This window comes from Cohnella sp. GCM10027633 (genome assembly GCF_042675445.1).
Classification (GTDB): domain Bacteria; phylum Bacillota; class Bacilli; order Paenibacillales; family Paenibacillaceae; genus Cohnella.
Window position 1 is genome coordinate 1,083,308 of the sequence record NZ_JBHTGV010000001.1, and the last position, 13,400, is coordinate 1,096,707.

General features: G+C 59.8%; 12 protein-coding genes. 4 read left to right on the forward strand and 8 right to left on the reverse strand.

The window, feature by feature from the left end:
* Nucleotides 1-149 precede the first annotated feature (149 nt).
* The 3 genes from ACFQZG_RS04660 to ACFQZG_RS04670 all read left to right on the forward strand — a co-directional run bounded on the left by ACFQZG_RS04660 (nt 150) and on the right by ACFQZG_RS04670 (nt 3,717).
* The gene (locus tag ACFQZG_RS04660) at nt 150-1,823 is read left to right on the forward strand and encodes a DEAD/DEAH box helicase (RefSeq protein WP_378150442.1); all 1,674 of its coding nucleotides are present in this window, start codon (nt 150-152) and stop codon (nt 1,821-1,823) included.
* Nucleotides 1,820-2,692 carry a YqhG family protein gene (locus ACFQZG_RS04665; protein ID WP_378150354.1) on the forward strand — a complete coding sequence of 291 codons (873 nt, stop codon included), beginning with the start codon at nt 1,820-1,822 and terminating at the stop codon, nt 2,690-2,692. Before ACFQZG_RS04660 ends, ACFQZG_RS04665 begins: the two co-directional genes overlap by 4 nt.
* A 131-nt stretch (nt 2,693-2,823) precedes the next feature.
* Nucleotides 2,824-3,717 (forward strand): hypothetical protein, encoded by an 894-nt coding sequence (locus ACFQZG_RS04670; RefSeq protein ID WP_378150355.1) that lies wholly within the window; start codon nt 2,824-2,826, stop codon nt 3,715-3,717.
* A gap of 4 nt (nt 3,718-3,721) precedes the next feature.
* Here ACFQZG_RS04670 and ACFQZG_RS04675 read toward each other — a convergent pair whose 3' ends face one another.
* Nucleotides 3,722-3,952, reverse strand: coding sequence for a YqzE family protein (locus ACFQZG_RS04675; RefSeq protein ID WP_378150357.1), 231 nt, complete (start codon nt 3,950-3,952; stop codon nt 3,722-3,724).
* Nucleotides 3,953-4,120: 168 nt separating this feature from the next.
* Here ACFQZG_RS04675 and ACFQZG_RS04680 point away from each other — a divergent pair, with 168 nt between their 5' ends.
* Nucleotides 4,121-4,837, forward strand: a complete 717-nt coding sequence (locus ACFQZG_RS04680; protein WP_378150358.1) for an N-acetylmuramoyl-L-alanine amidase family protein — start codon at nt 4,121-4,123, stop codon at nt 4,835-4,837.
* Here the strand turns inward: ACFQZG_RS04680 and ACFQZG_RS04685 are convergent.
* The 7 genes from ACFQZG_RS04685 to ACFQZG_RS04715 form a co-directional block, all read right to left on the reverse strand.
* A complete protein-coding gene (locus ACFQZG_RS04685; protein ID WP_378150359.1) occupies nt 4,816-5,610 on the reverse strand; it encodes a divergent polysaccharide deacetylase family protein in 795 nt (264 codons plus the stop codon). The genes ACFQZG_RS04680 and ACFQZG_RS04685 overlap by 22 nt on opposite strands.
* Nucleotides 5,611-5,937: 327 nt before the next feature.
* Nucleotides 5,938-7,263: an ABC transporter substrate-binding protein gene (locus ACFQZG_RS04690; RefSeq protein ID WP_378150360.1), complete on the reverse strand. Its 1,326-nt coding sequence runs from the start codon at nt 7,261-7,263 to the stop codon at nt 5,938-5,940.
* A gap of 321 nt (nt 7,264-7,584) precedes the next feature.
* Nucleotides 7,585-7,923, reverse strand: a complete 339-nt coding sequence (locus ACFQZG_RS04695; protein WP_378150362.1) for a hypothetical protein — start codon at nt 7,921-7,923, stop codon at nt 7,585-7,587.
* Nucleotides 7,924-8,868 carry an ABC transporter substrate-binding protein gene (locus ACFQZG_RS04700; protein WP_378150363.1) on the reverse strand — a complete coding sequence of 315 codons (945 nt, stop codon included), beginning with the start codon at nt 8,866-8,868 and terminating at the stop codon, nt 7,924-7,926.
* Between the two features lie 27 nt (nt 8,869-8,895).
* The gene (locus tag ACFQZG_RS04705; protein ID WP_378150364.1) at nt 8,896-10,104 is read right to left on the reverse strand and encodes a glycoside hydrolase family 130 protein; all 1,209 of its coding nucleotides are present in this window, start codon (nt 10,102-10,104) and stop codon (nt 8,896-8,898) included.
* 33 nt (nt 10,105-10,137) lie between these two features.
* Nucleotides 10,138-11,355, reverse strand: coding sequence for an AGE family epimerase/isomerase (locus ACFQZG_RS04710; RefSeq protein WP_378150365.1), 1,218 nt, complete (start codon nt 11,353-11,355; stop codon nt 10,138-10,140).
* Nucleotides 11,352-12,338 (reverse strand): glycoside hydrolase family 113, encoded by a 987-nt coding sequence (locus tag ACFQZG_RS04715; RefSeq protein ID WP_378150366.1) that lies wholly within the window; start codon nt 12,336-12,338, stop codon nt 11,352-11,354. Before ACFQZG_RS04715 ends, ACFQZG_RS04710 begins: the two co-directional genes overlap by 4 nt.
* Between the last annotated feature and the right edge of the window lie 1,062 nt (nt 12,339-13,400).

Below are 13,400 nucleotides of genomic sequence, written 5' to 3' on the forward strand. Positions count from 1 at the left end.
CCGAGGAAACGATCGAATCTAGTCGCTTGGGCGTCTCCGGGACCGAAGAGCAAGCGGACGCCGGACCGGCTCCCGCCGCGCCGTTAGGCGCCGCCACGGCGTTCGTCGACCCCCATCCCCGGAAGCTCCATCCGCTCGTCGATCTCCATATCGACCGAGGCGCCTTCGAGGAGCTGGACCGCCGCGTCCAACGGAACGGGCCGTGGGACGATTGGACGATGTACCAGATGGCGCTGGAGGCGGAAGAGACGGAGCTCGTGACCGACTTCCACGCGTTGCAGTGCACGAAGCTGCTCCCCCGGTTCGAACCGCTCCCTCACCAAGTAGAGACCGCGCGCAAAGTATTGCACGAGATGCGCGGCCGCGCCATTCTCGCCGACGAGGTCGGCCTCGGCAAGACGATCGAAGCCGGACTAATATTGAAAGAATACTTGATCCGCGGACTCGTCAAGCGGGCGCTCATCCTCGTCCCCGCTTCGTTGGTGCTGCAATGGGTTCGCGAACTGAACGGCAAGTTCGATATTCCCGCCGTCGCCCAGAAGAAGGATTACTCCTGGAACAACGACGTCGTCGTCGCTTCCATGGACACCGCCAAGCGCGACCCGCACCGGGCGATGCTGCTCGACGCCGAGTTCGACCTGCTCATCATCGACGAGGCGCACAAGCTGAAGAACAAGCGAACCGGCAACTATCAGTTCGTGGGCGGGCTCCGCAAGAAGTATTGCTTGCTGCTCACAGCTACGCCGGTTCAGAACGACTTATCCGAGTTATATAACCTCATTACCCTGCTGAAGCCGGGCCAGCTCGGCGGCGAAGGCGACTTCGCGTCGAACTTCGTGCTCGACCGCCGCGTGCCGAAGAACGAGGACAAGCTCCATGCCGCGCTCAGCCAAGTAATGATTCGCAACCGCCGCAGCGACGGCGGCGTGCATTTCACGGAGCGGCACGTCACGAACGTACCGCTTCGCCTGTCGCCGGAAGAGATGGCGCTATACGAGGCCGTCACGGATTACGTCCGCAAGCACGCCAGAGGCGAGACGGGCATGGACCTGACGAGCATGCTGTCGCTCGTTACGCTGCAGCGCGAAGTGTGCTCGAGTCGGGACGCCGTGTTCCTTACGCTGTTCAATATGGTGAAGAAGATGGGAGAGGATTCTCCTCTCGGCCGGAATATCCGCGAACTCGTCGACGTCATCAAGGGCATCAAATCGAACACGAAAGCCGACAAGACGCTAGAGCTGATTCGGAGCATCGACGACAAGGTCATCGTGTTCACGGAATACCGCGCGACGCAGGATTACTTGTTGAAGTTTTTCAAGGATCACGACCTGTCCGCCGTACCTTACCGCGGCGGCATGAACCGCGGGAAGAAAGACTGGATGATGGACTTGTTCCGCAGGCGCGCCCAAGTGATGGTCGCGACCGAAGCCGGCGGCGAAGGCATCAATCTGCAGTTCTGCCACCATATCATTAACTTCGACTTGCCGTGGAACCCGATGAGGGTCGAGCAGCGGATCGGCCGCGTCCATCGGCTCGGACAATCCGAGGACGTTCGCATCTTCAACCTATGCACGCTTGGCACAATCGAAGAGCATATCGTGCACCTGCTCCATGAGAAAATCAACATGTTCGAGATGGTCATCGGAGAGCTCGACGAGATCATTCAACAGTTGGAGAAGGAAGAACCGCTCGAGCGCCGGATCGCCCAGATCGTGCTCGAATCGGAGAGCGGCGAGGAGCTGCGCAAACGGATCGACGGCTTCGGCGACGCGCTGCTCGCGACCAAGCAGACAGGCAAGGACGGCAAGGAGAAACCGCGATGAATACGAAACAAGTGCAGAAGTTCGTCATGTCCTACGTCGAATCGATGGACTGCCAGATCGTTGAGAAGGCCCCGGGCCGCATTACCGTCAAGCTGTCGCCCGAAGCGGACCGCGCGCTGACGAACCGTCCGTTCTATTGGAGCTTCGTCGACCGCACGGGCACGCCGCCCGAGACGCTGACGTACGGCTGGTCGTTCGAGCCGCCTTCCGCGCAGGACGGCCAATCGTCGCCGCTGTCCTACCTGATGACGCCGTCGGGCCGAATCGTGCAGGAAGGCGTCTACTTCGGCTCGCGGAGGCTGCAGCAACTGTTCGACGTCGTCCGCCAAGGCGGGCGCAACGTCACGCTGTTCGAGGAGCCCGCCCGCGGCGGCCTCGACCCGTTCGGCTCGCAGCCGTATACCGCCTGGCTCGGCGCCAACTTCAAAGTCAGCTTCGCCTGCGACATGCGCCGGGAGGAGCTGCACAGCTACGGCATCTCTCTCGCGACCGGCATCGTCGACGACAAGTTCATGGACCGGCTGAAGGGACGCAAGCTGACGCCGCGCCTGCCCGCCAACATTCATCTGTTGCGCAACGGGCTGTCGCTGCGCAAGGGCATGTCCCAGCTCGAGACGGCGATGGAGCGCAAGCTGAAGAACGCCGACTTCTCATGGGCCGCCGAGGCCGAAGAGCGCCGCCAGGACGAGCTCGCGCGTATCGGGCATTACTACGAGCCGCTGCTCGCGCAAGCCGAAGAGGAGGAACAGCGGCAGGCGCTTCAGAGCCGGTTCGAGCAGCGCAAAGCCGAGATCGACTGGCAGTACCGGCCGAGAGTGACGTTGTCGACGATTAATTGCGGAATTTTCCACCTGCCCGGTATCCACTAAGCGCTCGCGCGCAAAAATAGCCCCATCGGCACGGCGCCGCGCTGACACGATTCAACAGCTTCGGCGCGGCTTGTCCGTTACAATGAAGCACAATGAAGCCATTAAACCGCTATCCGCAAGGAGGTGCGTACGTGATGCGAATACGAATACGATTGATCCTATTGGCTGCCCTGTTGCTCCTTGCGGTCGTTCCGGAGACCGCGTTTTCCGCGGCCCCCGCGCGCGCCGAAGATCCGGCAGCCCCTGCGAAGATGCCGTCCAAGCTCGAACGGCAAGTCGCGGATTGGGTAGGCGCCCTCTCGAAGCAGAAGCCGTTCGCCGCTTGGCACGGCGCCGATCCCCAGATCGAAGCGCTCGGTCCGGGCACGCACAGCTGGCTCGTCCTGTTCACGAAGGAAGGCAAGAATATCGGCTATATGGTCGTGAACGCCGCGCTGGACGGCACGTTCAAGCTCGGCGAGTACGGGCTCGGCCCTTATCCGCTGTTCTCTTACGAGCTATTGAAGCAATCGCTCGAGAACGGCGGTCTGCTGACGTCGGATCTTCCGATGCCCGCCGCCGTACGCAAAATATACGTTCATCCGTTCGCGGCCGCGTGGGAAGTGACGATCGGCGGCGATACGTATTGGCTTGATGCCAAGACGGCGGAGCTGCTCCCGCTGGACGAAGGTAACTTTCCGAAGCTGTTCCCGACCGAATACAAGGCGCTGGCGACGATCGCCGATGCCGACAAGATCAGCCGCGCCAAGCTGAACGAAACGTTCGACGTGTACGAGCGCATCCCGTGGCTCATGCAAGAGACCCCTTTCCCGGCGAAAGAGGTCTCCAAGCTTCAGGCGCGTCTCGATCAACGGAAGCACCTGAGATATGTAACGGAACCGCTGGGCAACACGATGCTGTACGCGCTATCCGTAATAGGCTATCAGCGCTGGGCCAGCGGACGGGTCGACGTGGCGCTCGACATGCATGGTGAACGATTCATCCCGCTCGGCACGCTATTGCAAGATGGACTGTTCTATCGTTAGCTCATTAGTTCGGCGGATTAACGGACCGCGCTTCGGCGCGGTTTTTGTTGCGGCGGGAATCGAAGTTGCCCCACCACATGCTGACGCCCAGCGGAACGACGCCGAACCAGCGGGTCGCCCAATGCTCGCGATGCTGTTTCTTCTCCTGCCTGCTCTCGACCGCTTCCGGCGATTTGTCCAAGTAGCCTACGAATTTCTCGGTCACGTATTTCACGTAATCGGTGCTGTCGCTCATAATGGATCGCCTCCTCGGGTACTAGCATGCCCGCTTTCCGACCTCGTCAAACGGTAGTCCGGCTGGTTCGATTTGGCGAATGCGGCCACCGGCACGGCATTGCATGAGCGCGTAGCAAGTAAGCCACGATAAAAGGGTGAACTTACATGCGAACGGAGACGACTGCTTATGATTCGAATGCTGATCGCCGGATGCGCGCTCCTCTTGCTCGTCGGATGGCGCACGCCGGAAGCCGGCGGTATCCCAGCCGTTCCCGGGGAACCGGCCCATGCCGAGACGCCCGATATCCGGCGCGCCTTGCCGACGGCCGACGTGTTGATCGACGCGGGCCACGGCGGCATCGACGGCGGTACCCACTGGGGCGACATTATGGAGAAGGACATCAACCTCGCCATCACGCGCAAGCTCTATCTGCTGCTGCGAAGCAAAGGACTCGTCGTCATCTTGAACCGAACGGGCGACTATGCGCTAAGCGACGACAACCGGTGGCATCTGTCGCGCTCCCGGCATCGCAGGGACCTCACCCAGCGCCGCGGACTGTCCGACGAGATCATCGCCGATCTGTTCGTCAGCGTCCACGTGAATTGGTCGCCGAGAGGCAACAAGCGCGGCCCCCTCGTTATTCACCAAGAAGAGGGGCACAGCGCCCTGCTGGCCGCGCTCATCCAGAGCAGCCTGAACAAGCAGCAGAATCGGCACCGGTTGCCGGAGGTCGCGAGCAAATTTTACTTATTGAACCGCGTCCAAGCGCCGAGCGTCATCGTCGAGACCGCGTTTCTGAGCGATCCGGAAGATCGCGCCATGCTGACGTCGTCCCCAGGACAGACGCGGATCGCGTCCGCGATCGCCGGCGGCATCATCGCTTACTTGAGCTTGTCTCCGTGAACCGGAGCCGGCGGAGTGGAGAGCATGGCCGAGATCGGTATGAACGTCGCTTCGCTGCTTAGACCCGGTATCGCGCTCTTAAGCGTGCCGGACGTAATTATGCCCGGAGGTCCGACGTGGCCGATGACGACGCAGCGCTCGTGGTCCTTGAGATACTTGCGGACCTCGACGATCTGGCGGGAGACGTGATGCTGCGTGTAGACGTCGTCGAGGAAGACGTTATTGTGGAGCGTCGGCACGCCTAGCGCGGTCGCGACCTTCGGAACGACGGTCCGGTAAGACGTCCGGCTGTCGAGGAAGAACAGCCCTCGATCTTTGCACACTTGGAGCACGACTCTCATGACGCGCTCGTCGGACGTCGCCTTGGAGCCCATATGGTTGTTCATGCCGATCGCGTGAGGCACGTCGTCGATCGCCGCTTCCACGCGCTTCTTGATCTCTTCGTCGGACAAGTCGGTCGTAATCGATCCCGGACCGAGCCAGCTGCGCTTGCCGCGCATCGGCTCCATCGGAAGGTGCACGATGACGTCGTGGCCTTTGCGATAGGCGGCTTCCGCGTCCTGCTTCGTCGTCGGCAGGAACGGCATGACCGCTACCGTGATTTTGACCGGGAGGTCGAGCATCTGCTCCGTCCCCTTCATCCCGTTGCCGAAGTCGTCGATGACGATCGCGATCTGCTTCGCCGGCGCCGCGCTCGCGGCGGCAGCGTCGTTGCCGAGGATAAGGAGGAAGCCTGCTGCGCCTAGGAGCAAGCTCGGGACAATTCGCTTCATTCGGGGGCCACACCTTTCGTATCTCGTTTCGAGGGAATAGTCGAACTTACCTCTTCAGCATTCCTTCATTTGGAAGAAAATATTACCGACGCGCGAGTCGATTGGGTGCGAGTTGGTGCGAGTTCGCCGATTTAGCGCTGTCTCATAGCGTTAATCGGCGAGTCGATGCGAGTTCAGCGGTTTAGCGCTGCCTCATAGCGTTAATTGGCGAGTCGGCGCGAGTTCAACGGTTTAGCGCTGTGTCATAACGTTAGTCGCCACACCTACCCATTTGCGCAAAAAAAACCTCGCGGAGCCCGCGAGGTTTTTCGTGATTCATCGATTCTATTAGTAGCCTAGCGCTTCTCTTGCTTTTTTCCATTTCGCGTTCAGCTCGTCGTAATACTTCGCAAGGTCTTTCGCGACGATCGCGTCTTGCGTGTATTTGCCTACGCCGAGGTCGATTTCCGCTTTGTTCGCGATTTCGTTCCACTTCGGATCCGTCGCTTGGTCTTCGAGCAGCGTCGGGTTGTACGATTGGAACTCGGCCAGTTGCGGCACTTTCGCTTCCTGCGTTTTGTCGACCGGCATGAAGCCTTGAGCGTCCACGTAGCCGGATTCTTTCACGAAGAACTCGACCCATTTGAACGCGAGGTCTTTGCTCTCGCTGTTTTTGCTGACGCCGATGAAGTAGTCCGGACCGAGCGGAGCGTTCACCTTGCCGCTGTTGTCGTAAGGGAGCGGGAAGAAGCCGATGTCTTCGGATTTAGCGCCCGCGCCGATGACTTGCGGGATTACCCAGTTGCCGAGGAAGTACATCGCGGCCTTGCCGGATGCAACTTCGCCTTTGGACATTTCCCAGTTGTTCGTCGCGAGGTCTTTCTCCGTCCAACCTTCCGATACGAACTTGCGGGCGATGTTCATCAGCGTGCCCCATGGGCTGTCTACGGTCCATACCGTGTCGGAGGATACGAACTTGTCGAAGTACTTCATGTCGCCGGCGACGTACTTGACGGAGTTCTCCGCCCAGTTGCCGATCGGCCATTGCGCGCCGTAGTTCATGTAGAGAGGGACGATGCCCGCGTCTTCGAGCTTTTGAGCCGCCGCGTAGAATTCGTCGAGCGTCGTAGGCACTTTGTCGATGCCCGCTTTGGCGAACGCTTGCTTGTTGTACACGATGCCTTGCGTGTTCACGCCGGTCGGCAGGCCGTAGCTTTTGCCGTCTTGCGCTCTGTAGTCCGAGAACCATACGTTTTCTTTCATGGCGTCCGGAAGCGGCTCGTAGTAGTTGGAGAGCTCGCTGTTCGGCAAGCTGGAGTCCATCATGTTGACGTCGCCGGCTTCGCCGGTCGTCAGGCGGACTTTGATATCGTTCGCGTAGTTCGTCATCGCTTCGAATTCGATTTCCGCGTCAGGAGCGTATTTGGCTTTGAATGCTTCCGCGTATTTGTCCATCGTGCCGTCGTCGACGAGGTCGGTACGGTGCGTAAGTACGACGAGTTTGCCGGTCAAAGCTTCGGCCGGTGCGGATGCGCTTGGGTTAGCCGCCTCGGACGATGCCGGTGCGGATGCGGATGGAGAAGCGCCTTCGTTGTCGTTGTTATTGCTGCCGCAAGCGGCCAGCATGCCGGCGGACAACGTCAGAACGGATGCAAGTGCGATTGCTTTTTTCATGTTCTGTATACCCCCATATTTCGATTTTTGCGAGTCCTGCTCGGCGAGGCCGAACCGTTGACATCGCTTACATTTGTAAATATAAATTTTTTCGTTGCCAATGAAAATGCTTTTATTTTGTTTTTATTGTCTCGCATTATGATAACAATTAAATAAAATTAGTTTACAAAATGCGGGTGAGCGCGTATTGTTAGGTGCTGTTGCGTTATCACCTCCCTAACTCGTCAATTCCCATGTCACGCCCCGAAGAAAAAAGAGGCGCCGTCGCAGCTCGCCAGCCGCGCCGATCGCCTCACATAGATTACCCATTATCCGCCGCCGTTAGTCGACGGCTTGCTTGCCTTGCTTCCATCTCGCGTTCAAATCGGAGAACGCCTGCCGAAGATCCTTCGCCGTCACGAGCGACTGAATATAGCCTCCCGTATAGAAGTCGATCTCCGCCTTGTTGGCGATCCGCCCGAAGCTCGGGTCGACCGCCGCGCTCTCGACGAACGTCGGACCGTAGGACATGAATTCCTCCAGCTGCGGGAGCGTCGGCTGCTTCTTCTTGTCGACCGGAATGAAGCCCGACGATTCGACGTAGCCGGATTCCTTCACGAAGAAGTCTAGCCATGCGATCGCGAGCGCCTTGTTCTTGCTCGACTTGCTGACGCCGATCATTCAGTCCGGCCCGAGCGGCGCGTTCAGCTTGCCGCTATTGTCGTACGGCATCGGGAAGAAACCGATATCCTCCGGTTTCGCGCCCGCGTCGACGAGCTGCGGAATGACCCAGTTGCCGAGGTAATACATGGCCGCCTTGCCGGAAGCGACGTCGCTCTTCGACGATTCCCAATTATTCGTCGCGAGATCCCGTTCGACGTATCCTCTCCCGACGAGCGTTCTCGCGATGCCGATCATTCGGCCCCACTCGTTGCCCGGCTGCCACGGCGCGTCCTGCCCGACCATCTCGGACAAATAGTCCGCGTTCCCGCTCGTGAACCAGACGCTGTCCTCGCCCCAGGACTTCATCGGCCATTGGGCGCCGAAGTTCATATAGATCGGCGTGATGCCAGCCGCCTTCAGCTTGCCCGCGGCCGCGTACAACTCGTCGAGCGTCCGCGGAACCCGGCCGACGCCCGCTTCGGCGAACGCCCGCTTGTTATAGATAATGCCCTGCGTGCTGACGCCGGTCGCTAATCCGTAACGCTTGCCCTTGTAGGCCATCTGGTCGCCGAAATACATGTCGTCGAACATCGCGTCCGGCAACGGCTCGAAGTAGTTGGGCAGCTCGCTGTTCGGGATGTTGCCCGGGATGAGCAGCACGTCGCCCGCTTCGCCCGTCGTCAACCGGATCTGGGCGTCCGTCGCGTAGTTCGTCAGCGCCTCGAACGCGACCTCCGCGCCGGGATAGCGCAGCTTGAACTCGGCGGCGTACTTGTCCATCGTCCCGTCGTCGACGAGATCGGTACGGTTCGTGAGCACCGTAAGCTTGCCGACCGGCTCCCTTCCGCCCGTCTTCGTGCCAGAGGAAGGCCCGGCGCCGTCATTATCGTTGCTGCAGCCCATGGCCGCGCCCGCGAGCAGCGATAACGCCAGCGCGAGCGACAGCACGCCTGTCGTTCTCATGGTTATACTCCTAGCTATCGAATGCGATTAATCTCTCAGAAACGCGAATTCCGGCTTGCTCATCAGCTCGAGGTTGCGCGCGATCAGTTCGCAGCGTTGATCGACGCACGCGGCCGAACGGAGCGGATCCTCCGGCGTGTTCAAGCACGCGTCGACGAGCTTGTCGACCGTCGTCGCGGCGACATGGATGCGCGTATCCGAGGAAGCGTAGTAAATATACACTTCTCCGTTGTCTTTGGCAATCAAGCCATTGCAGAAAATAACGTTCGAAACGTCGCCGACCCGCTCGATGCCTTCCGGCGCGATCAGGTGTCCGCCCGGCGCGTGAATCAGCTTATGCGGCTCGCGCAAGTCCGTCATGAACATGTAGACGACGTAGCGCAAACCTGCCGCCGTGTTGCGGACGCCGTGGGCGATATGCAGCCAGCCGCGGTCCGTCTTGATCGGCGCCGGGCCTTGGCCGTTCTTCACTTCCTTGATCGTATGGTACTTCCGCTCGTCGACGATAATCTCCTTGTCCACGACCGCCGGATTCATGCTCTCGGACAAGCCCCATCCGATGCCGCCGCCGGAGCCCGCGTCGATGAAGCCGTCTTGCGGACGCGTGTAGAACGCATACTTGCCGTCCACGAATTCCGGATGGAGAACGACGTTGCGTTGCTGCGCCGACGGCGTCTTCAAGTCCGGCAACCGCTCCCAGCTGACCAAGTCTTTCGTACGCGCGATGCCGCCCTGCGCGACGGCGCTGGACAAGTCGCCCGCCGGCGCGTTCGGGTCTTTGCGCTCCGAACAGAACAAGCCGTAGATCCAGCCGTCTTCATGCTTCACAAGACGCATGTCGTACACGTTGACGTCGGGGTCTTCCGTCTCCGGAAGACGAACCGGGTAGTCCCAGAACTTGAACCCTTCCGTCGGGCTGTCGCTCTCCGCGACCGCGAAGAACGACTTCCGGTCAACGCCTTCGGTTCTCACCATCAGGTAGTATTTCCCGTTCAGCTCGATCGCTCCCGGATTGAACGCGGCGTTCACGCCGATGCGCTCCATCAAGAACGGATTCGTCTCCGGGTTCAGATCGTACCGCCAATGGATCGGCGCATGCTCGTTCGTCAGAATCGGGTTCTCGTACCGGTCGTAAATGCCGTTGCCCTGCGCCGCCGGCTTGTTCGGACGGTTGATCAACGCGTCGTGCCCCGCTTTCAATCCGCGCAGTTTGTTCATGAATTCGCTCATTTTCATGTTCCTCCCGTGTGATCTTCGCGATTTTAATTGTTAATGACTCGCTTCGAGATGAGCCAGTCGCTCCATGCCTTCCATGCAAGCGCGTCCGTTATGGTACGGGCACTTCCACGGATCGACCTTCGGATGCGTCGTTACCGGAACTCCTTCTCGCGTCACTTGCCAATGCCATTCTCCGTTAACCGAGTCGACCATATACGTCTTCGCGAAGCGCCAGCTGTTCAGGGCGGCTTGCCTGTACTTCTCCTCGCCCGTCAGCTGGTACGCGTTCAGGAAACCGACCATCGCTTCCGCTTGCGGCCACCAATCCTTCGAATCGTCGAGATGCCCGTGTCCGTCCGCCTCGTTGAATACCCCGCCGTCGGCGTCGATGCCTTCCGCGATCGTCGCGTCCGCCATCGCCAGCGCTTCCCTCCGCGCGCGGGCGATCAACGCCTCGTCGCCCAGCACGTCCGCCGCTTCGCAGATGAGCCAGCTGCCCTCGATATCGTGCCCGTAGGAGACGTGCTCGCTTTTCGAGTTCCATTCGTCGTCGAAGAAAAGCAGGAAGTGATGGTTGTCCGCGTTTACGATTTTAGCCAGGTGAATATCGATCAGGTCCGCCAGCTTCAAGCGCAGCCCTTCCGGCTTCCAGACGCGGTACAGGTTCGTGTACGCTTCGAGAACGTGAAGGTGCGTGTTCATCGACTTGCGCTCGTTGAGGTCTTTGCCGCTGAGCGACAGGTCTCCCGTCTGCGTCCAGTCCGCCGCGAGCGCTTCGATGTACCCACGGTGCGCCGGTTCATAGGCGTGCTTCTCGAGGAGCAAGTACAGTTCCTTCGCCCAGTCGAGCGCGCCTTCGTTGCCGGTCGCGCGATTGTACTCGGCGAGCGCGTAGATCGCGAACGCTTGACCGTACACCTGCTTCTTGTCCTGCACCGGACGGCCGTGCGCGTCGACCATCCAATACAATCCGCCGTGCTCTCGGTCCCTGAACTTCGCGTCCAATTCGGCGTACGCACGCTCCGCTATCGTCAAATACCGATCGTCCTTATACACCCGATAAGCGCTCGCGAACGTCCATAGAATGCGCGCGTTCAGCACGAGCCCCTTGTCCGCGTCCCCGACGACCGTCATGTCGTGCTTGATCTCCCCGACAAATCCGCCGTGCTTCTCGTCGATCGTATGGCGCATCCAGAAGCCGAGGATGTTGTTCTTCAGTTCCTCTTCCAGCTCCGCGCGCCAGCTTGCGTTCGTCAACTGTCCGTTCATTGGGTCGCTTTCTCCTCCTTGCTGGCAGCGCTGGCGATTCGCGACGCGTAATAATCGCGCACGATCGCTTCCGCTACTTTGCCGTACATGCAATAGTCGTCGTTGCGGGACGCGTCCGCCGCGTCGTACAGCTTCGCCGGCCAATCCCACAGCATGTAGCCTCGCATCCAATCCCGCTTCTCGCACGCCTCGAACATGACGCGGTAATAGTCCGCCTGCTCTCGCTCGGAAGGAGCGCCCGGGAGCGACCAGTCGTTCGGCCGCTGCGCGGAGCCCTCGCGGCTCGGGCAACCGCCTTCCATGAAGAAGAACGGCTTCTCCCAACGCTTCAACACCGCTTCGATGCGATCGAGATGCGATTCCCATTCGCCGATCGGATAATAGCCGCTCGACGAGATGATATCGACCGCGTCCCACCACGTGAGCCGGTCTTCCTGGTATTTATCGCAGTTGTAAGTAACGAGCCCGGAGTATACTTCGCGAACCGCCGCGATCAACGCGCGCCATTCCGCATCGCGGCTATCGGCTTGTACCATCTCGCAGCCGACGCACAGCATCTCGCAGCCTTCTTCCTCGGCGATGCGCGCGTAATGCACGATGAAGTCCGTATACGATGCGAACCAATCTCCCCAGCTCGGTTCGCCGGGAACGTCATCTTGGAAGAAGCAAATATGTGCCCGCCACGTGCCGTTCGCGCAATTGACGACCGGCTTCATGCATACTTTCAACCCGAGCGACTTCGCCTTGCGGATCGCCCATCTCACCTCGTCGTCCGTTACCGTAGAGCCCGCAGCATCGTCGCCGTACGAGATGCTTGTCGACTGCGCCGTCTCCTGCAGCGCGCCTAGCGCGATCGCGACCCAGTTGACGCCGACTTTGCTCATCGCGAGCATCGAATGCTCCGCTTCCGGCCCGCCCCAAGTTCCGCGAACGCCGGTCCAGCCCCACGTCATGCCGTTAACGACTTCGTTCCAGACTTTCATTGGTCCGTTCCTCCTCCATAGCTAACAAAATACAATTTGTTTGCATAATATAATAACAACACTCAAACAAATTGTAACACCATACGAATCGTTGTCAACCTTAGTTTGGCCAACTAGGATCAACGTAGAATGCTACTGAGGAAAAATCGGCGCTCCGGCGGCCAATAGCCGGGAATAGCCGGGTTACTGGCGTACATTCGGCGCTCCTACGGTCAATAGGTGGGAATAGCCGGGTTACCGGGGAACAATCGGCGGTCAATAGGCGGGAATAGCCGGGTTACTGAGGAACAATCGACGATCCGGCGGCCAATAGGCGGGAATAGCCGGGTTCTGGAAAACAATCGGCGCTCCGGCGCTCAATAGGCGGGAAAAGTCGGGTTACTGGAGAACAATCGGCGCTCCAGCGGACAATAGGCGGGAATAGCCGGGTTATCGGGAAACATTCGGCGCTCCGGCGGCCAATAGGCGGGAAAAGTCGGGCTACTGAGGTACTGAGGAACAATCGGCGCTCCAGCGGCCAATAGGCGGGAAAAGTCGGGTTACCGAGGAACAATCGGCGCTCCGGCGGACAATAGGCGTGAATAACCGGGTTACTGGAAGACAATCGGCGCTCCTGCGGGCAATAGGCGGGCAAAGCCGGGTTACCGGAGAACAATCGGCGCTCCGGCGAGCAATAGGCGGGAATAGCCGGGTTACTGAGGAACTTTCGGCGCTCCGGAGGCCAATAGGCGGGAATAACCGGGTTACTGAGGAACAATCGGCTCTCCGGCGGACAATAGGCGGGAATAGCCGGGTTACTGGCGTACATTCGGCGCTCCTACGGTCAATAGGTGGGAATAGCCGGGTTACCGGGGAACAATCGGCGGTCAATAGGCGGGAATAGCCGGGTTACTGAGGAACAATCGACGATCCGGCGGCCAATAGGCGGGAATAGCCGGGTTCTGGAAAACAATCGGCGCTCCAGTGGACAATAGGCGGGAATAGCCGGGTTACTGGCGCACCGACAATCGGCGCTCCTGCGGGCAATAGGCGGGAATACTCGTACCTCCGTCGCCATAACAA